The organism is Mangrovihabitans endophyticus, from assembly GCF_014646155.1.
GTDB lineage: Bacteria > Actinomycetota > Actinomycetes > Mycobacteriales > Micromonosporaceae > Actinoplanes > Actinoplanes endophyticus.
The window spans coordinates 1-19,985 of sequence record NZ_BMMX01000045.1; the positions used below are offsets into that span (position 1 = coordinate 1).

16 protein-coding genes and 1 pseudogene are annotated in these 19,985 nt (G+C 71.7%); 16 read left to right on the forward strand and 1 reads right to left on the reverse strand.

Annotation, left to right across the window (positions count from 1 at the left end):
- Positions 1 to 450, reverse strand: a pseudogene (locus IEY73_RS28295) (hypothetical protein); the annotation flags it as partial.
- A 185-nt stretch (positions 451 to 635) separates the two neighbouring features.
- Here IEY73_RS28295 and IEY73_RS28300 point away from each other — a divergent pair.
- The 16 genes from IEY73_RS28300 (at position 636) to IEY73_RS28375 (ending at position 19,890) form a co-directional block, all read left to right on the forward strand.
- Positions 636 to 1,439, forward strand: coding sequence for an alpha/beta fold hydrolase (locus IEY73_RS28300; protein ID WP_306661548.1), 804 nt, complete (start codon positions 636 to 638; stop codon positions 1,437 to 1,439).
- Positions 1,436 to 3,937 (forward strand): SpoIIE family protein phosphatase, encoded by a 2,502-nt coding sequence (locus tag IEY73_RS28305; RefSeq protein ID WP_189082391.1) that lies wholly within the window; start codon positions 1,436 to 1,438, stop codon positions 3,935 to 3,937. The genes IEY73_RS28300 and IEY73_RS28305 overlap by 4 nt, the downstream gene beginning before the upstream one ends.
- Complete coding sequence (locus IEY73_RS28310; RefSeq protein ID WP_189082392.1) at positions 3,934 to 4,278, forward strand: STAS domain-containing protein; 345 nt, start codon at positions 3,934 to 3,936, stop codon at positions 4,276 to 4,278. Before IEY73_RS28305 ends, IEY73_RS28310 begins: the two co-directional genes overlap by 4 nt.
- A gap of 20 nt (positions 4,279 to 4,298) precedes the next feature.
- Positions 4,299 to 6,242 (forward strand): TIGR03960 family B12-binding radical SAM protein, encoded by a 1,944-nt coding sequence (locus IEY73_RS28315; protein WP_189082393.1) that lies wholly within the window; start codon positions 4,299 to 4,301, stop codon positions 6,240 to 6,242.
- Between the two features lie 2 nt (positions 6,243 to 6,244).
- Positions 6,245 to 7,021: a TIGR03936 family radical SAM-associated protein gene (locus IEY73_RS28320; RefSeq protein ID WP_189082394.1), complete on the forward strand. Its 777-nt coding sequence runs from the start codon at positions 6,245 to 6,247 to the stop codon at positions 7,019 to 7,021.
- Positions 7,022 to 7,149: 128 nt separating this feature from the next.
- Positions 7,150 to 10,305 carry an Rne/Rng family ribonuclease gene (locus tag IEY73_RS28325; RefSeq protein WP_189082395.1) on the forward strand — a complete coding sequence of 1,052 codons (3,156 nt, stop codon included), beginning with the start codon at positions 7,150 to 7,152 and terminating at the stop codon, positions 10,303 to 10,305.
- 128 nt (positions 10,306 to 10,433) lie between these two features.
- A complete protein-coding gene (locus IEY73_RS28330; protein ID WP_189082396.1) occupies positions 10,434 to 11,069 on the forward strand; it encodes a hypothetical protein in 636 nt (211 codons plus the stop codon).
- 204 nt (positions 11,070 to 11,273) lie between these two features.
- A complete protein-coding gene (gene rplU / locus IEY73_RS28335; RefSeq protein WP_189082397.1) occupies positions 11,274 to 11,588 on the forward strand; it encodes a 50S ribosomal protein L21 in 315 nt (104 codons plus the stop codon).
- An 8-nt stretch (positions 11,589 to 11,596) separates the two neighbouring features.
- Complete coding sequence (rpmA, locus tag IEY73_RS28340; protein ID WP_189082398.1) at positions 11,597 to 11,854, forward strand: 50S ribosomal protein L27; 258 nt, start codon at positions 11,597 to 11,599, stop codon at positions 11,852 to 11,854.
- 81 nt (positions 11,855 to 11,935) lie between these two features.
- Positions 11,936 to 13,426: a GTPase ObgE gene (obgE, locus tag IEY73_RS28345; protein WP_189082399.1), complete on the forward strand. Its 1,491-nt coding sequence runs from the start codon at positions 11,936 to 11,938 to the stop codon at positions 13,424 to 13,426.
- Positions 13,427 to 13,482: 56 nt separating this feature from the next.
- Positions 13,483 to 13,887 carry a GNAT family N-acetyltransferase gene (locus IEY73_RS28350; protein WP_189082400.1) on the forward strand — a complete coding sequence of 135 codons (405 nt, stop codon included), beginning with the start codon at positions 13,483 to 13,485 and terminating at the stop codon, positions 13,885 to 13,887.
- Between the two features lie 110 nt (positions 13,888 to 13,997).
- The gene (gene pepN / locus IEY73_RS28355) at positions 13,998 to 16,514 is read left to right on the forward strand and encodes an aminopeptidase N (protein WP_189082401.1); all 2,517 of its coding nucleotides are present in this window, start codon (positions 13,998 to 14,000) and stop codon (positions 16,512 to 16,514) included.
- A 70-nt stretch (positions 16,515 to 16,584) separates the two neighbouring features.
- Positions 16,585 to 18,111, forward strand: a complete 1,527-nt coding sequence (locus IEY73_RS28360) for an ATP-binding protein (RefSeq protein ID WP_189082402.1) — start codon at positions 16,585 to 16,587, stop codon at positions 18,109 to 18,111.
- A gap of 14 nt (positions 18,112 to 18,125) precedes the next feature.
- Positions 18,126 to 18,713 (forward strand): nicotinate-nucleotide adenylyltransferase, encoded by a 588-nt coding sequence (nadD, locus tag IEY73_RS28365; RefSeq protein ID WP_189082403.1) that lies wholly within the window; start codon positions 18,126 to 18,128, stop codon positions 18,711 to 18,713.
- Between the two features lie 161 nt (positions 18,714 to 18,874).
- Complete coding sequence (gene rsfS / locus IEY73_RS28370; protein ID WP_189082404.1) at positions 18,875 to 19,261, forward strand: ribosome silencing factor; 387 nt, start codon at positions 18,875 to 18,877, stop codon at positions 19,259 to 19,261.
- The gene (locus IEY73_RS28375) at positions 19,258 to 19,890 is read left to right on the forward strand and encodes a histidine phosphatase family protein (RefSeq protein WP_189082405.1); all 633 of its coding nucleotides are present in this window, start codon (positions 19,258 to 19,260) and stop codon (positions 19,888 to 19,890) included. The genes rsfS and IEY73_RS28375 overlap by 4 nt, the downstream gene beginning before the upstream one ends.
- The last annotated feature ends 95 nt before the right edge of the window (positions 19,891 to 19,985 follow it).

Consider the following 19,985-nt stretch of genomic DNA (forward strand, 5'->3'; position numbering starts at 1 on the left):
GGGCGGCTCGGCACGCGTGGGCGGCGGGGCGGGCCGCTCGGCCCGCGTGGGCGGCGGGGCGGGCGGCTCGGCCCGGGTGGCGGGCAACTCGGCCGGGTGCGCCGTCGATTCGGTGCCCGGCGGCACCGGTGGCGGGGCATAGAGCTGCGGATCCCATGGCGTGTCCTGACCGGCCCACGGGTCGACCGGTGGCACGGATGCCCAGTCGTCCGGGTCGACCGCGGTGGGTTCGGGCGTGTCACGCCGCCGCGCCCACCACGCCTTGCGGCGGCGCTCGGCGGGCGGCACCGGCACCGGCGCCGATCCGCTCCACGCCGCCGGTGCCGTGGCCGTCGTCGGCTCGGTCACCGGGGCGTCGCCCGGTTCGACAGGCACCTCATCGGTGGCCGGTGTGGTCTCGTCGGACAGTCCGGCCGCCGGGGTGTCCGCGCCCGGCTGCTGGTCGGTCATCCGTCGGCTCCTCCCGACGCCCCGGGGGTCAGGCGTCTCGGTCCAGGCTAGGCCGGTCATGCCAACCGGACGGGGGAGCCGGAACCGGAAACGGAATATGAATGCCGCACAAGGAGGGCGATGTGCCGGCCATTGCGGGGTCGTATGGTGACCCAGAGATGAAAACGACGCAGAGAAATGCAGTCATGATCACCGGACGCGACGACGGCCGCCCGATGATGTTCTCCCACGGCTTCGGCTGTGACCAGAACATGTGGCGTCTGGTCGCTCCGGCGTTCGTCGCCACGCACCGCATCGTTCTCTTCGACCACGTGGGCAGCGGCGCCTCGGACCTCTCGGCGTACGACGAGAAGCGCTACAGCGAACTTCGCGGGTACGCGTCGGACGTCTTGGAGATCATTCACGATTACGCGTTGCGCGGCGTGATCTTCGTGGGCCATTCGGTCAGTGCGATGATCGGCGTGCTCGCCGCCATCGAGGAGCCCGAGCGTTTCGACCGCTTGGTGCTGGTCGGCCCGTCCCCGTGCTACATCAACGATCCGGCGACCGGCTATGTCGGCGGTTTCGGGCGCTCCGACATCGAGGAGATGCTGGACTCGCTGGACAGCAACTATCTCGGCTGGTCCAGCGTCATGGCGCCGGTGATCATGGGCAATCCGGACCGGCCCGAGCTCGGCGCCGAGCTGACCAACAGCTTCTGCCGCACCGATCCGGAGATCGCGCGGCAGTTCGCCCGCGTGACGTTCTTCTCGGACAACCGGGCCGACCTGCGGAATCTGCGGGTGCCCGCCTTGATCCTGCAGTGTTCCGACGACGTGATCGCGCCGTCGGTGGTGGGCGACTTCGTCCACCGGCATCTGCCGGACAGCACCCTGCACCCGATGCGCGCCACCGGCCACTGCCCGAATCTGAGCGCCCCGCAGGAGACCATCGAGGCGATACGGCGCTACCTCGGCGACGACCTCGACGCGGATGCGCCGTGGACATGAGCGAGCCCGAGGCAACCCAGGATCTCTGGGCACCCTGGGAAGATGATCCGAGCGATCTGTACGAAAACGCGCCGTGTGGGTACCTCACCACGCTTCCGGACGGCACGATCGTCCGGGTCAACGAGACCTTCCTGTCCTGGACCGGTCTCAAGCGCAGCGACCTGGTCGGCCGGCGTCGCTTCCGTGACCTGCTCAGCACCGGCGGGCAGCTCTATCACGAGACCCACTACGCGCCGTTGCTGGCCATGCAGGACGACGTGCACGAGATCGCGTTCGACATCGTGCGGGCGAACGGTGAGCGGCTGCCCGCGCTGGTGAACTCGGTCATGCACCGCGACGATGCGGGCCGGCCACGAGTCATCCGCACCACGGTCCTGAACGCCACCGAACGCCGCGGCTACGAACGCGAGCTGCTGGCGGCCCGCCGGCTCGCCGAGGAGTCCGAGCGGCGGGTACGCGTCCTGCAGCGGATCGTGGCGGACTTGGCCGCCGCGCCGACCGAGGCGGAGGCGGCTGCCGCCGTGGTCCGCGCACCGGAGCCGGCGTTCGGCGCCACGTCCAGCAGCGTCTGGCTGATGGACGCGGACCGTGCCCAGTTGGTCTCGGTCACCTCCACCGATCCGGCCGCCGCCGGGCACGACGACGTGTCCCTCAAGGCGCGGCACGCCGTCGCCGACGTGGCCCGGCGGGGCACCGTGCACATCTCCGGTTCGGTGTCCGAGGCGGAACGCGACTACCCGGACCTGGCCGCGACAATGCGACGCAACGGGCGTGACACGGCCGTGCTGATCCCACTCAGCGCCGTCGGGACCGAGGAGAAGGACGGCCCGGAAGTACTCGGCGTGCTTGCGTTCGACTTCGCCGAGGAGCGCGCGCTGAGCGAGACCGAGTTGCGCATGGCCGAGATGCTCGGCCAGCAGGCCGGGCAGGCGCTGGACCGCGCCCGGCTCTATGACGACCTGCGCCGCAGCGAAGAGCGGGCCACCTTCCTGGTGAGCGTGACGCGGGCGATGGAGGAGACGCATCGGCTCCGCCCGCGCAGCCGGCGGCTGGTCGACCGGCTGGTCCCGGAGGTCGCCGACTGGGCAGCGGTGGATCTGCGGGTCGGCCCGGACGGCATGCGGACCGAGGCGGGATCGACCTCACCGGACGCCGGGTGGCTGACCGAGACCATCGACGCGGTGGCGGTCGGCGGTGAGCCGCGCTTCCTCGACACCGGCCCGGAATCGGGCGCCTGCCCGGACTGCGCGGTCCTTCCGTTGACCGCCCGCGGTCGGGTGATCGGCACTCTCTCGCTGCGCATGACACCCGCCCGGCATACCGCGTCCGCCGAGGCGGGCTTCCTGCTCGACCTGGCCGACCGGGCCGGGCTCGCGCTGGAGAACGCCCGGCTCTACGAACAGGAGCGGGTGATCGCGCAGACGCTGCAGCGCAGCCTGCTGGCCGGCGAGCCGCCGCATGACTCGCGGTTCGCGGTGGAGACCCACTATCAGCCCGCCGGGTACGACCTGGAGATCGGCGGCGACTGGTTCGACGTGTTCCTGATCAACACGGACAAGCTCGCCGTGGTGGTCGGGGACGTGGTGGGGCGGGGCATCGACGCGGCCACCACCATGGGTCAGTTGCGCAGCGCCGTGCGAGCGCTGGCGACCGCCGAGGCGGGTCCGGCGCGTCTGCTGGAGCGGCTCGACGACTTCACCGACCGGGTGGAGAGCGCGCGGATGACCACGCTGGCCTACGCGGAGGTGGATCTCGGCACCGGCGAGATGACGTACGCCTGCGCCGGCCATCTGCCGCCACTGCTGCACGAGCCCACCGCGCCGCCACGGTTCCTGTTCGACGGGCGCTCCGCGCCGCTGGGCTCGCGGGCCGGCCGCCGACCGCGGGCGGAGCGACGCGTGCGGCTCGTCGGCGGCAGCCGGCTGCTGCTCTACACCGACGGCCTGGTCGAGCGACGTGATCGCCCGCTGGACGCCAGCCTTCAGGTCCTGGCCCGGGAGTACGCCCGGCGCCGGGATGCCCCGCTGCCCGGCCTGCCTGCCAAGCTGGCGGACACCATGGTCGGCCGCGGTCACACCGACGACGTGTGCCTGCTCTGCCTCGCGCTGGGCGCCGAGGAGCGCCTGGAACGTGCCATCGGTGCGGACCCCGCACAGATCGCGCTGCTCCGCAAGGACCTGCGCGGGTGGTTGGCCGGGCACCAGGTGGCCGAGGAATCCGCCCAGGCCATCCTGCTCGCCATGTCCGAGGCGGTCGCCAACTCCATCGACCACGGCTACCGCGACGACCCGTTCGGCCAGGTCGAGGTGGTTGCACGGATCTCGGCCGAGGCGATCGAGGTGCGGGTCACCGATCACGGCGTCTGGCGTACGCCGGATGACAGCGAGCCCGAGGGCCGCGGCCTGGACCTGATCCGGCGGATGATGGACCGTGTCACGATCGACCGCAGTAACGGCACCACCGTCACCCTGCGGAAGGATCGCAGGGAGGCCCGATGAGCGAACAGTGGGTGACTGTCACGGAGCGCGACGGCACGGCCGTCGTCCGGCTGGTCGGCGAGATCGATCTGACGAACGCCTCCGAGGTCGGTCAGTCGATCGCCCGCGGCTGCGGCGCGGCGCCCGCGGTGCTGATCGACCTGACCGCGGTCTCGTTCCTGGACAGCTCCGGCGTGCGCGTCCTGGACACCCTGGTGGGCGAATTCGACTCGCACGGTGTGCGTACCCGGCTGGTGGTCGGCGAGAGCGGCGTCGCCCGGATGACCCTGCAGTTGTGCGCCTTCCGGGACGATCTGCTGGCGATCGACGTGGAGCAGGCCGCGGCGGAACTGCGCGGCTGAGCCGCGTACCCTGGAGTCCCATGAGCGTCGCTTCCGTCTTCCCCCAGTTGGAGCCCTTACTGCCCCGGGTCAGCAAGCCCATTCAGTATGTCGGCGGCGAGCTGGGCGCGGTGGCCAAGGACTGGGACGCCGCGACCGTCCGGTGGGCTTTGATGTACCCGGACGCCTATGAAGTGGGGCTGCCCAACCAGGGCGTGCAGATCCTCTACGAGGTGCTCAACGAGCTGCCGGACGTGCTGGCGGAGCGCACCTACGCGGTCTGGCCGGACCTGGAGGAACTGATGCGCGCCCACGGCGTCCCCCAGTTCACCGTGGACGCGCACCGCCCGGTCCGCGCCTTCGACGTGCTGGGCCTGTCGTTCGCCACCGAGCTCGGCTACACCAACATGCTGTCCGCGCTCGACCTGGCCGGCATTCCGCTGCGCAGCGCCGACCGCGGCGCTGAGGATCCGATCGTGCTGGCCGGCGGGCACGCCGCCTTCAACCCGGAGCCGATCGCCGACTTCCTGGACGCCGCCGTGCTCGGCGACGGCGAGGAGGCAGTGCTGGAGATCACCGGCATCCTCCGGGACTGGAAGGCCGAGGGTCGTCCGGGCGGTCGTGACGAGTTGCTGCTGCGCTTGGCTCGCACGGAGAGCATCTATGTGCCTCGGTTCTACGACGTCGACTACCTCAGCGACGGCCGCATCCAGCGGGTGGTGCCGAACCGTCCGGATGTTCCGTTCCGGGTGGCCAAGCGCACGACCATGGACCTGGACGCGTGGCCGTACCCGAAGAAGCCGCTGGTGCCGCTGGCCGAGACGGTGCACGAGCGCTACGCGGTGGAGATCTTCCGCGGATGCACCCGCGGATGCCGGTTCTGCCAGGCCGGCATGATCACCCGGCCGGTGCGGGAGCGGTCCATCACCACCGTCGGCCAGATGGTGCGCGACGGGCTGGAGTTCTCCGGCTTCTCCGAGGTCGGCCTGCTCTCGTTGTCCAGCGCGGACCACTCCGAGATCGGCGACATGTGCTCCGGCCTGGCCGACCAGTACGCCGACTCGAACGTCTCGCTGTCGCTGCCGTCCACCCGGGTGGACGCCTTCAACATCGACCTGGCCCAGGAGCTGTCCCGCAACGGTCGCCGCACCGGGCTGACCTTCGCGCCGGAGGGCGGCTCGGAGCGGATCCGCAAGGTCATCAACAAGATGGTGACCGAGGAGGACCTGATCCGTACGGTCGTCACCGCGTACTCGAACGGCTGGCGGCAGGTGAAGCTGTACTTCATGTGCGGCCTGCCCACCGAGACCGACGAGGACGTGCTGCAGATCGCGCGGATGGCGCATGAGGTGATCAAGGCGGGTCGAGCGGCCGCGGGCACCAAGGACATCCGCTGCACGGTGTCCATCGGCGGTTTCGTGCCCAAGCCGCACACCCCGTTCCAGTGGGCGCCGATGACCTCGCCGGAGGTCATCGACCACCGCCTCAAGCTGCTCAAGCAGGAGATCAACTCGGATCGTTCGCTGGGCCGGGCGATCGGCTACCGCTACCACGACGGCGAGCCGTCGCTGATCGAGGGGCTGCTGTCCCGCGGCGACCGCCGGGTGGGTGCGGTGGTCCGGCGGGTGTGGGAGAAGGGCGGCCGTTTCGACGGCTGGTCCGAGCACTTCTCGTACGCCCGGTGGGTGGAGGCGGCGGCCGAGGTGCTGCCGGAGTTCGGGGTCGACCTGGACTGGTTCACCACGCGCGAGCGTGACCAGGCCGAGGTGCTGCCCTGGGACCATCTCGACTCCGGGCTGGACAAGGACTGGCTCTGGCAGGACTGGCAGGACTCGATGTCCGAGTACGAGCAGGACGACTGCCGGTGGACGCCGTGCTTCGACTGCGGCGTGTGCCCGAGCATGGACACCGAGATCCAGATCGGTCCCACCGGCCGGAAGCTGTTGCCGCTGACCCCGGTGAACGGGATGCGGGTGCCGGCCTGACCATGGCGAAGAAACAGCCGCCCGGCGGCCAGGCCCCGGTGGTCCAGCGGATCCGCATCCGGTATGCCAAGCGCGGCCCACTGCGCTTCACCTCGCACCGCGATTTCGCTCGGGCGTTCGAGCGTGCCCTGCTGCGGGCGGGAGTGCCGATCGCGTTCTCGCAGGGCTTCACGCCGCATCCGAAGATCTCCTACGCCTCCGCCGCGCCGACCGGCGTGGCCAGCGAGGCGGAATATCTGGAGATCGGCCTGCGTGAGCGGGTCGATCCGGCGCGGTTGCGGGCGGCGCTGGATGCCGCGCTCTCGCCGGGACTGGACGTGATCGAGGCGGTGGTCGCGTCGGAGGGGACCGGGCTGGCCGACCGGATCGAGGCGTCTCGCTGGCGCATCGAGCTGTCGCAGGTCGACCCGGCCGCGGCGGCCCGGGCGGTGGACGCGTTCCGCGCGGCCGATGACGTGCAGGTGGAACGCATGACCAAGCAGGGGCGGCGCGCCTTCGACGCCCGTGCGGCAGTGACGCGCATCGTTCTTGAGGAGCGGTCTGGCGTACCTTCCGAGGCTGGCGCTGCACCGTGTGCGATAATCGACCTTGTCGTCCGGCAGGTTACGCCCGCCGTGCGACCCGATGACGTCCTTTCCGGCCTGCGCGCGGTGGCTGGCCTGGAGCCGCCGGTGCCCCCTCGGGTGACCCGGCTGGCCCAAGGTTTGCTCACCTCGCAGGGGGAGATCGTCGATCCGCTGGAGGCGGATCGCGAGGACGCATCCATCGGAGGGCGTTAGCCGATCGGCTGGCGCCCGCGTTGGCAGACTTCGGCAAGCCTCCCTCGGTGGGAGGGACCGAAAACGTGCGGCGACCCTGCGTGGCAGCGCTCACCCGCGCCCGGGGACGCCAGAACTGGAGAGCGCCCATGCTCGATAACGAGCCTCACGCTGGTTTGCCGGACGAGGGCGGTGAACGGGGCGGAGCCACGACTCCGCCCGGTGACACCGCCGACAGCGGCACTGCGACCCGCAAGAGTCGACCGTCGCGTCGGAAGCCGGCGGCCACCGCCGCCTCGTCGGAAGCCGCCGGCGCGTCAGCGGACAGCGCCGCGCCCACCACACCGGGAGAGCCGGCGCAGGGGGAAGCGGCACCGGGAGAAGCGGTACCGGTGAAGGCGACGCGCCGTCGGAAGAAGGCCGCGCCCCCCGCCGCTGAGGCCGCGCCGGCCGACGCCGCGCCGGCGGAGCAGGCGGACGCCGCGGCGCCGCCGGCCAAGGCCACCCGCAGCCGTCGGAAGAAGGCCGCCGAGCCGGCGGCCGTGCCGGAATCGCCCGATCCGGTGGATGCCACGGTGTCGCCCGCCGCTGAGGCGGCCCCGGTGAAGCCGGCGAGGAAGTCCACCGCGAGGAAGGCGGCGCCGCGCGCCGCAGTCGCGGAGACCGCGGCCCAGCCCGACCCCACCCAGCCCGACCCCACCCAGCCCGACCTGGCCCAGGATGCGGCGGCCCAGGATGCGGCGGAGTCGGACGATCCCGCTCGCCGTGCTGCCGCGGCCGGTCCGCCCGCGGTGCTGTTCATGCCGCCCGATCCGGCCGATGCCACGCCGGCGCCGAAGAACACCCGCCGCGGTCGGCGTGGCGCTCCGGCCGCGTCCGAGGAGAGCACCGCGGCGGAGACGGCCGCCGCCGGGACCGGCTCCGAGGCGGCCACCACCGAGACCACCACCGAGACGCCCGCCGCGACCGAGTCGCAGCCGGAGAGCGGCCGCAAGAGCCGCCGTCGGCGCAAGGGCGCGAGCGACGAGACCGCGAGCGGCTCGGCGCAGGCCCCCGCGGCCGATTCCGCACCGCCCGTTCTCGATGAGGCGGACGAGTCCGCCGACGACGTCGAGGACGGCGAAGAGGAGTCCGAGGACTCCGGCGGTCGTCGCCGTCGGCGCCGTGGCCGCCGCGGCCGGGGCCGCGGCAAGGGACCCGCCGACGAGGGCGACGACAGCGAGTCGGCTGCGGCGTCCGGCGGCGACGAGGATTCCTCGGACGAGGGCGACGAGTCGGACGACGGCGACGGGGTGACCCGGCGTCGGCGTCGGCGTCGGCGCAAGGGCTCGAACGACACCGACGCCGCCGACTCCGAGGACGGCGTGCACACCGTCGTGCGCGTCCGCGAACCGCGGCGCAGCGACGAGGTGCAGGGTGTCTCCGGTTCCACCCGGCTGGAGGCCAAGCGGCAGCGCCGCCGCGACGGCCGGGAACAGCGTCGCACCCGCCCGCCGATCCTGAGCGAGTCGGAGTTCCTGGCTCGCCGGGAGGCCGTGGACCGGGTCATGGTGGTGCGGCAGAAGCAGGACCGCACCCAGATCGCGGTGCTTGAGGACGGCGTCCTGGTGGAGCACTACGTGGCCCGCGCCACCTCCGGCACCATGGTCGGCAACGTCTACCTGGGCAAGGTGCAGAACGTGCTGCCCAGCATGGAGGCGGCGTTCGTCGACGTGGGCCGTGGCCGCAACGCGGTGCTCTATGCCGGCGAGGTCAACTGGGACGCCACCGGCCTGGAGGGGCGTGCCCGCTCGATCGAGCAGGCCATGCGCTCCGGTGACGCGGTGCTGGTGCAGGTCACCAAGGACCCGATCGGGCACAAGGGCGCCCGGCTCACCAGCCACATCGCGCTCTCCGGCCGGCACCTGGTCTACGTGCCGAACGGCAACGCCTCGGGCATCAGCCGGAAGCTGCCGGACAACGAGCGCAAGCGCCTGCGCGACGTGTTGAAGAAGCTGGTGCCGGACGGCGCCGGGGTGATCGTGCGGACCGCCGCCGAGGGTGCCAGCGAGGACGACCTGGCGCGCGACGTCAAGCGGCTGCAGGCGCAGTGGGAGGACATCCAGTCGAAGGCCGCCGACGGGCACGCGCCCACCGCGTTGTCCGAGGAGCCCGACCTGGTCATCCGGGTGGTCCGCGATCTGTTCAACGAGGACTTCCGCGAGCTCGTGGTGCAGGGCGACCAGGCGTACGCAGAGGTGGAGAGCTACCTCAACTCGGTCTCCCCGGACCTGGTCGAGCGACTCCACCGGCACACCGGCGCCGCCGACGTCTTTGCCGAGAAGCGGATCGACGAGCAGATCCTCAAGGGCCTGGACCGCAAGGTCTTCCTGCCCTCGGGTGGCCACCTGGTGATCGACCGCACCGAGGCGATGACGGTCGTCGACGTCAACACGGGCAAGTACACCGGGGCGGGCGGCAACCTCGAAGAGACGGTGACCCGCAACAACCTGGAGGCGGCCGAGGAGATCGTGCGCCAACTACGGCTGCGCGACCTCGGCGGCATCGTGGTCATCGACTTCATCGACATGGTGCTGGAGAGCAACCGTGAACTGGTGCTGCGCCGGCTCACCGAGTGCCTGGGCCGGGACCGGACCAAGCACCAGGTCACCGAGATCACCTCGCTGGGACTGGTCCAGATGACCCGCAAGCGGATCGGCGCCGGCCTGCTGGAGGCATTCAGCGAGACCTGCGACCACTGCAAGGGCCGGGGCCTCGTCATCCACTCCGAACCGGTGCCGGAGAAGCGGTCCGGGGGCGCGGGCACGCAGGTCAGGGCGGTGGCGGCGGCCGGGCACAAGGCCGAGGCGCCGCCGTCTGGCAAGTCGCGGCGCCGCCGCGGGGCCGCGGCGGAGAACCCGGCGCCGAACGGTGCGTCCGCCGCGGAGCCGTCGGCGCTCGCGGAGCCGCTGGCCGAGGTCGCCGACGCGCCGGTCACCGATGTGCCCGGGGACGTCGGCCCACCGACGTCCGCGGTGCCGGAGAACCCGGCCGACGAGGTCGCGGGTGCGCCGCCGGTGGCCGGTTCGGGCATCATCACCGCTGGCGCGGCGGCCCTCACCACCGGCACGGTGGACGACTACGACATCAGCGGATACGACCTTTCCCGGTACGAGGCCGGGAGCGTGGGCGAGTCGATGCGGCTAACCGGGTCGGACGATCCGGACGCCGCGGGCGACGACGAGGATGAGGAGACGGTCGGCGCCGGAGCGGGCGGCCGGCGGCGCTCTCGCCGCCCCGGCACCCGGCGCCGCACCCGGCCCTGATCGGGCCGTCATCCGGCATCGAGGACGACGCCGGGCGATTCGGTAAAGAAAGTTAACTCCGAGCCGCCCGGCGTCGATCGATGTCCGCTACCCTCGGCGGGTCACCCACCCGGAGGAGATCCGATCCGATGCGACGACGCCTGGCCGCCGCCGTCCCGCTGACCGTTCGCCCCGCGCGCCGCGCGCCCGTTCCGCTGTTGCCCGTTCCGCTGTTGTCCGGGGCGCTGCTGATGGCCGGTGTGCTGGTGGCCGGTGCGGCGGGCTGCTCCGGGGCGTCGTCGGACGCCGGTGCGGCGCCGAGCCCCGCGGCCGGTGTCTCCGGAGGTCCCGCGCCCACGCCCGGCGCCACCGTGTCGGCCGGCGCCGACGGGAGCACCGGCGCCGACAGCTCGGGCGGCGATGCGGCGGCCGGCGGTGATGCCGCGCTGTCGGCTGACACCGAGGCGATCTGCGACCAGGCTGCCCGCACCGGGCAGAACTTCGCCTCGGTCTTCGCGCAGGACCTGCAACTGCTCATCGAGTCCTCGTCGGCGCAGGACGAGGATCAGGTCGCCAAGGCCCGGGAGAAGACCGCCCGGGACGTGGACAGTTACGCGTACGCGCTGACCGACATGTCGAAGCTGGCCGACGACCCCACGGTGAAGAAGGCACTGGCCCGCATGGGCAAGCAGGTGACCGCGCTCAAGGGCGACGTGCGCGAGCTGGACGACAGTAAGCTGGCCGCGCTGAGCGCCACGCTGGACAAGGCCTGCGGGAAGGGCTGACCGGCCCGGTTTGGGATCGGCGCGGGCCATGAAGTACTCTTTCTGACGGCGCTTTACCGGCGTCGCGCTTTGGTGCGCACCGACTGAGCATCGCCCCGTGGGAACGTTGACCGGGCATCGCGATCGGCCGGTGCCGGCACGGAAGTCGAGCAACATCCGCCAAGCAGCGATTCCGCTGCGTAAGTCTCAGGGAGTCCGCGTCCGATGTACGCGATCGTCAAGACCGGCGGCAAGCAGTACAAGGTTGCCGAGGGCGACGTGATCGAGGTCGAGAAGCTCGTGGGTGAGCCCGGCGATGCGGTCTCGCTCGCCGCGGTGCTCCTCGTCGATGGTGACGACCTGGTGACCGATGCGGCCAAGCTTGCCAGTGTGGCGGTGTCCGGCGAGATCGCCGAGCACACCAAGGGTCCGAAGATCCGGATCCACAAGTTCAAGAACAAGACCGGCTACCACAAGCGCCAGGGTCACCGCCAGCCGCTGACCCGGGTGAAGGTCACCGGCATCTCGAGCGGGAAGTAGGACAAGCCATGGCTCACAAAAAGGGTGCGTCCAGCTCCCGTAACGGTCGCGATTCCGCCGCGCAGCGGCTCGGTGTGAAGCGGTTCGGCGGCCAGCTCGTCAACGCCGGCGAGATCATCGTCCGCCAGCGCGGCACGAAGTTCCACCCGGGCACCCTGGTCGGCCGCGGCGGCGACGACACGCTGTTCGCGCTGGCTGCGGGCAACGTGCAGTTCGGCCGGACGCGGGGGCGTAAGACCGTCAGCATCGTGCCGGTCTCGGAGTAAGCAACACACGTCACAACGGGCCGCGACCTCCGCTTCCGGGGGTTCGCGGCCCGTTGTCGTTGTCAGCGAGGAGTGACACCAGTGGCGATGTTCGTCGATCGCGTCGTGCTGCATCTGCAGGCGGGTGACGGCGGGCACGGTTGCGTCTCCGTGCACCGCGAGAAGTTCAAGCCGCTGGGCGGTCCGGACGGCGGCAACGGCGGGCACGGCGGGGGTATCACGCTGGTCGTCGACCCGCAGGTGCACACCCTGCTGGACTTCCACTTCCGGCCGCACGTCAAGGCGCCGCGCGGCGGCGGAGGCGCCGGCTCGAACCGGGACGGCGCGAACGGCGCTGACCTGGTCCTGACGGTGCCGGACGGCACGGTCGTGCAGAGCATGGACGGCGAGATCCTGGCCGACCTGGTCGGGGCCGGCGCTCGCTTCGAGGCGGCCCGCGGCGGTCGCGGCGGTCGCGGCAACGCCGCACTGGCCAGCACGCGCCGCAAGGTCCCGGGCTTCGCCGAGCTGGGCGAGCCCGGCGATCAACTGGAGGTGGTGCTGGAGCTCAAGAGCGTCGCCGATGTCGGGCTCGTGGGCTTCCCCTCGGCCGGAAAATCGTCGCTGATCTCGGTGCTGTCCGCGGCGAAGCCGAAGATCGCCGACTACCCGTTCACCACGCTGGTGCCGAACCTGGGCGTGGTGCAGGCCGGTGATCAGACGTTCACGGTGGCCGACGTGCCCGGGTTGATCCCCGGAGCGGCCACCGGCAAGGGTCTGGGACTGGAGTTTCTGCGGCACATCGAGCGCACCGCGGTGCTCGTGCACGTGCTGGATCCGGCCGCACCGGAGATCGAACGCGACCCGGTCGCGGATCTGGACGCCATCGAGGCCGAGCTGTCCGCGTACGGCGGTCTGGAGAACCGTCCCCGCCTGGTCGTGCTCAACAAGATGGACCTCCCGGACGGCCGGGAGCTCGCCGAACTGGTCCGTCCGGACCTGGAGGCGCGCGGCTACCGGGTGTTCGAGGTCAGCGCCACCACCCGGGAAGGCCTCAAGGAACTGACCTACGCGCTGGCCGACGCGGTGGCCGCGAACCGTCTCGCCGCGCCGCCTGCCGAACCCACCCGGACGGTGGTGCGCCCCCGCGCGGTCAACGATTCCGGCTTCACCGTCGACCGGGGCGCCGACGGCGTCTGGGTGGTGCGGGGCACCCGGGTCGAGCGGTGGATCCGGCAGACGAACTTCGACAACGACGAGGCGGTGGGCTTCCTGGCCGACCGGCTGGAGCGGCTGGGCGTGGAAGCGGCGCTGGCCAAGCAGGGCGCGAACCCCGGCGACCCGGTGCGCATCGCGGACCGGGAATTCGACTGGCAGCCCACGGCCGGGCAGTACGTCGCCGGAAAGCGCGGTACGGACGAACGACTGGCGGAGCCGTCCGGCCGGGCCACCGCCGCGCAACGCCTGGCCGCCCGCAAGGCGCGTCGCCAGCGTCCCGACGATGAGCTGCTGGTGCTGTCCGAAGACGGCCGGATCACCACCGCTGCGGGCGCCGAGACCGGCGCGGATGACCCCGGCGACACGGACACATAGGTTCCCGGCCAGATTGCCGCAACCCGCCGGAAACGGGCGCTGTTTACCGTGATCCGATGCTGATCGAACTGCGGCCCGGTCTGGACCCCGAACTCACCGCGCTGGTCGTCGCTCAGCAGCGTGAGCTGGGCCTGGCGGCCGGCATCCCCTGGGGCCGGGAGCACCTCGTCGGCATCGTCGACGGCCGGGCGGTGGCGTGCGGCGCGTGGCGGTCGGCCGGCCCGGAGGTAGCGATCCTCGCGCGGCTGTACGTCCGGCCCGCGTACCGGCGCCGGGGCCTCGGCCGACAGTTGGTGGTGGCGCTGGAGGAGGAGATCTCCGCGGCCGGACGATCGGAGGTCCGGCTGTCCGCGTTCATCGACCGTCCCGCGGCGCTCGCCCTGTTCCGGGCCGCGGGCTACCTGCCGGCACCCGGCGGGCGGCTCACCAAGAGCCTGTCCGTGCTGGGCCGCGTGCCCTGACGGCCCGAAGCCCCTGCCACCCAGAAGCCCCTGCCGACCCGAAGCCCTGCCACCTGGCAGTCGGCGCGGCCGGTTCCCGCATCGCTGCTGCGAGCGGCATCATGGTCGGCATGCCGAGCCTGAACCGCACCGAGGCAGCCGAGCGTGCCGCCGTCGTCACACCGACCGCGTACGACGTCGATCTGGACCTGACCGGTGGCGGGGAGACCTTCCGCTCCCGTACGGTCCTGCGCTTCACCGCCCGCTCGGACGAGGCGACCTTCGCCGAGCTGGCACCCGCCCGGTTACACTCGGCGACGCTCAACGGGGTCGCGCTGCCGCCCTCCGCGCTGTCCGGCGAGCGGCTGGCCCTGACCGGCCTGCGGGCGGAGAACGAACTGGTGGTGGACGCCGCCATGAGCTACTCCAACGACGGCGAGGGCCTGCACCGTTTCGTCGACCCGGCGGACGGCGCGACATACCTGTACGCGATGAGCTTCCTGGACGCGGCCAGCCGGATCTTCGCGTGTTTCGACCAGCCCGACCTGAAGGCGCCGGTGACGGTCAGCGTGACCGCGCCGCCGGGGTGGCTGGTCGCCGGGAATGCCCCGGCTCGGGCGGCGGACAAGGACGGCCGATGGGAGTTCGCGCCGACCCGGCCGCTGGCGACCTACCTCGTCTCCCTCATCGCCGGGCCGTACCACGCCCGCTACGACGAGCACGACGGCCTGCCGCTGGCGCTGTACGCACGACGGTCGCTTGCCGCCTTCCTGGACGCGGAGGCGGACGAGCTGTTCACGATCACCAAGCAGTGCCTGGACCGGTACGCCGAGCTGTTCACCGAGCGCTATCCGTTCGGCCACTACCAGCAGGCGTTTGTCCCGGAATTCAACGCGGGCGCCATGGAGAACCCGGGCCTGGTCACGGTGCGCGACGAAATGGTCTATCGGTCCGCCGTGACCGACAAGGAACGCGAGCTGCGGGCCACCGTGATCGCCCACGAGATGGCGCACATGTGGTTCGGTGACCTGGTCACCATGGCCTGGTGGGACGACCTGTGGCTGAACGAGTCTTACGCCGACTACATGGGCGTGCGGGTGACCGCCGAGGCGACCCGTTTCACCGGCGCCTGGACCACGTTCGCGATGAGCCGCAAGTCCTGGGGCATGCGCGCCGACCAGCGCCCCTCCACGCATGCGGTGGCACCGGCCGAGGTGCACGACACCGAACTGGCACTGCTCAACTTCGACGGCATCTCGTACGCGAAGGGCGCCGCGGTGTTGCGGCAGCTCGCCGCCTGGCTGGGTGACGACGTCTTCCTGGCCGGCGTCGACGCCCATCTCACCGCTCACCGCTTCGGCAACGCCACGCTCGCCGACCTGCTCGGCGCGCTCGGCACGGCCGGCGACCGCGACCTCTCCGGGTGGGCCGACGTCTGGCTGCGCCGCGCACAGGTGAACACGCTGCGCGCCGAGATCACCCGGGATGAGGCGGGCCGGTACGCCGAGGTGGCCGTGGTGCAGACGGCGCCCGAGGACCATCCGGTGCTGCGCCCGCACCGGCTCGCCCTCGGCCTGTACGACGCGGAACCGGACGGGACGGTGCGGTGCCGTCGGCGGGTGGCCGTGGAGCTCGATCCGGACCGAGACGGCGGGCGTACCCCGGTGGCCGCGCTTGTCGGGCAGCCCGCTGCCGACCTGCTGCTGCTCAACGACGGCGACCTCACGTACGCGAAGGTGCGGCTGGACGACGCGACGCTGTCCGCGGCGGCGCACCTGCTGCCGGCTGTCGCCGATCCGCTGGCACGTGCCCTGGTCTGGGCCTCGGTGCTGGACGCGACGGTGGACGGCGAACGGCCGGTCGCCGACCTGGTCGCCCTGGTGCTGGCCGTGCTGCCGACGGAGACCGACACCGCGGTGGTGGAGACGGTGGTGCGGCGGACCATCGACCTGGTGGCCCGGTACGCCACGGCGCAGGCGCGTCCGGCGGCGATGGCGATGGTGGCGCAGGCCTGCGATCGCATGCTGACTGCCGCCCCGGCGGGCAGCTCACGACAGCTCGCTGCGGCGTACGGTTCGATCGGCGCCACGGTCGAGGTGGCGCGGTTGCGCGGCTGGCTGGACGGCGCGGGTGTGCCCGAGGGCCTGGCGATCGACAACGACTTGCGCTGGCGGATCGTGTCCCGGCTGACGGTGCTCGGCGGGTTCGGTCCCGCCGACATCGCGGCCGAGCTGGACCGGGACCGGAGTGCCACCGGTGAGCAGTGGGCCGCGCGCTGCCGGGCGGCGCTGCCCGACCCGGACGCCAAGGCCCGCGCGTGGGACCTGTTCGTGCGCGACGCGGGGATCTCGGTCCGTCTGGCTGAGGCGTCGGCCAGCGGATTCTGGCAGCCCGAGCAGAGAGACCTGACCGCGGCGTACGTGGAACGCTACTTCGCCGATATGCCGGAGGTGACGCGCGTACGCAAGGGCATCGGCGCCGAAACGATCGCGACCGCGGCCTACCCCCGTTTTCACGTCGAGGAGCGCACCCGGCGGCTGGCCGCGGAGCTGGCGGCGCGTCCCGGGCTGACCGCCGTGCTGCGGCGGGTGGTCGCGGACAGCGACGACGACATGCGCCGGGCCCTCGCCGCACGGTCGGTCGGGTAGCGCCGCTGACTTGGTCGTTCGGCCTCCGCGGGCCGCCCGGGCGGCTAGCCTGATGGCCTGGGGGTGGCGCGTGGAGTGGTCCACAGAGCTGTCCGGCGGCCTGCTTCGGGCGATGCCGGATGCCGTCCTGGTCCTTGACGCGGGCCGCATCGTGCTGGCGAACGAGCGCGCGGAGGAGCTGTTCGGCTGGGCCGCCGCCGATCTGCGCGGCCGCTCGGCCGACGTGCTGCTCACCGAGAGCTCCCGCACCGAGGTCCCGGGCACCTCGTGGCAGCGCCACGCCGGGACGAGCGGCCCGGTGGCGGCGACCATGCAGCGCCGGGACGGGTCCACGTTTCCGGCCGAGTCGTCCGTGTCCCGGGTCGAGACCCCGCACGGCTGCCGCGTCGTGGTGGTGATCCGCGATCTGACCGAGCAGCGCCGGGCCGAGACGGAACGGGCGCGGCTGTGCGACGAGGCGGACACGCACCGAAGCCAGCGGTTGGAGAGTCTCGGTCAACTCGCGGGCGGCATCGCGCACGACTTCAACAACCTGCTCGGTGTGATCGTCAACTACACCAATTTCGTGATCGAGGAAGCGTCGTCGCAGGCCGCGGACCTGGCTGCCATCGCCGCGGATGCTCGCCAGGTGCTGAAGGCGGGGGAGCGTGGCACCGACCTCACCCACCGGTTGCTGGCGTTCGCCCGGCGCGAGGTGGTGCGTCCCCGCGTCCTGGACTTGAACGAGGTCGTCGCCGGGGCGCGGGAAGCCGTGCGGCAGGCGATCGGCGAGCACCTCCAGCTCATCGTGCGGCTCGGCGATCGTCTGCCGCCGGTCAGTTGCGATCCCGCACAGATCGAGCAGATGCTGGTCAACCTCGCGGTCAACGCGCGTGACGCGATGCCGTCGGGCGGCCGGCTGGTGATCGACACCGAGCGTTTCCAGGCCGAGCCGGGCGGCGCCGTCCCGGCCGGCGACTATGTGCGCCTGCGCGTGGCCGACTCCGGATGCGGCATGCCGGCGGAGGTGACAGAGCGGGCCTGCGAGCCGTTCTTCACCACGAAGGGGAGCGGGTCCGGGACCGGGCTCGGCCTGGCCACCGTCTACGGCATCGTGACCCAGGCCGAGGGGCAGATCCACCTGGCCTCCGAGCCGGGCGTGGGCACCACGGTGACCGTGCTGCTGCCGGCCGGGTCCGCCGAGCCCGCCGCGGCGGCGCCGGTACCCGAACCGGCCGCCCGTGCGGGTCAGGGCGAGACGCTCCTGGTCGTCGAGGACGAGTCCGCGCTGCGTGAAGTGGCCGGCCGGATCCTGTCCGCCGCCGGGTACCGCGTCATCGCGGCCGATTCCGGGCCGCACGCGCTGGAACTGGCGGCCCGCCATCACGGGGACATCGACCTGCTGGTCAGCGACGTGGTCATGCCGGGCATGCTGGGCAAGGAACTCGCCGAACGGCTGGTCGGGCAGCGTCCGGCCACGCGGGTGCTCTTCATGTCCGGGTACGCCCAACCGGTCCTGGCCTCGCATGGCACCCTGGAACCGGGCGTCGCCCTGCTGGAGAAGCCGTTCACCGCGGCGGGCCTGCTCAGCGCCGTGCGCCGTCGCCTGGACGGTTGATCTATTCTTCGCTGATGTCGGCGCGGCGGATCGGGATCATGGGCGGCACCTTCGATCCCATCCATCACGGTCACCTGGTGGCGGCCAGCGAGGTCCAGGTGCGTTTCGATCTGGACGAGGTCGTCTTCGTACCCACCGGCCAGCCGTACCAGAAGGGTGTCGTCTCGTCCGCCGAGGATCGCTACCTGATGACGGTGATCGCGACGGCGTCGAATCCCCGGTTTCACGTCAGCCGTGCGGACATCGACCGGGCCGGGCCGACCTACACCGTCGACACGCTGCGTGACTTGCGGAAGGTCTACGGTCCCGAGGCCAAGCTGTTCTTCATCACCGGCGCCGACGCCCTGGCGCGGATCCTGTCCTGGAAGGACGCCCTGGAGATGTTGTCGCTGGCGCATTTCGTCGGCGTGACGCGGCCCGGCTTCGAACTCTCCGACGATCATCTGCCGGCCGACTCGGTGACGCTGGTGGGCGTGCCGGCGATGGCCATCTCGTCCAGCGACTGCCGATCGCGGGTCTCCGCCGGACGGCCGGTCTGGTACCTGGTCCCCGATGGTGTGGTGCAGTACATCGCGAAACGCGGACTTTATCGCACCGACTGAGGCTTTCGTAGGGTTTCGCGGATTCTTTCCGAGAGCACGGTGTCAGACCCGTGTGAGAGGCTAGATGCGCCGGAGCGAAGGGCCGACCGCCCCAGCCCGGTCCGGTTCGCGGCCCAAGGGGTCGGGACCATGCGAGATCCCCACCGAACGAGAGGAGCCCGGTGCCCGTCACCGAACGCGCTCATGAGCTGGCGATGACGGCCGCGCAGGCCGCCGCCGACAAGAAGGCGCAGGACATCGTCGTCATCGACGTCGCCGACCAGCTATACATCACCGATGCCTTCGTGATCGCCTCGGCGTCCAATGAGCGCCAGGTCCTCGCCGTGGTCGATGCCATCGAGGAGGCGCTGGTCAACCTCCCGGAGAAGGCGAAGCCGGTGCGGCGTGAGGGCGAGCGCCAGGGCCGCTGGGTCCTGCTGGACTACGTCGACGTGGTGATCCACGTGCAGCACGCGGAGGAGCGCGAGTTCTACGCGCTCGACCGGCTTTGGAAGGACTGCCCCACGATCCCGTTCGTGGACCGCGACATGGTCGACGCGGACACATGAGCCGACTGATCATCTGGCGGCACGGCAACACGGATTGGAACGCGGCCAACCGCGTGCAGGGGCAGACCGACGTGCCGCTCAACGATCTTGGTAGGCAGCAGGCCGTGGACGCGGCCGACATGCTCGTCCGCCTGCGCCCCGACGTGATCGTCTCCAGCGATCTGCGCCGTGCGTCCGACACCGCCGCGGCCCTGGCCGCGTTGACCGGCGTGCCGGTGCGCCACGACGACCGGCTCCGCGAGCGCTTCTTCGGACAGTGGCAGGGGCTGACCATGGCCGAGGTCAAGGAGTCACGTTTCGCCGAGTGGACCCGCTGGCGTGCCGGCGAGGCGGCCATCGGGGGCGGCGTGGAGAGCCTCGACGACCTGGGCAAGCGGATCGCCGAGGCGCTGCAGGCCGCGGCCGACCTGGTGCCCGCCGACGGCACGGCGGTCGTGGCCACCCACGGCGCCGCGGCCCGCCAGGGCGTCGGGCATCTGCTCGGCTGGCCGGCCGAGGTGATGCGGACGCTCCGCGCCCTGCAGAACTGTCATTGGGTCGAGCTGACCCACGACTCCGGGCGGGGCTGGCAGGTCGCCGCCTACAACGTCGGGCCGGTCAGCGACAAACCCGTTCCCCCGCCGGTCTGACCGGCGCACCCGCCGCCGGCCGCGGCTCGCGGCGGCTTTCCTGGTCACGGGAGGTGCTCGGTTTCGCCGGCAGCCGACCTCGCACCCGGCGGATC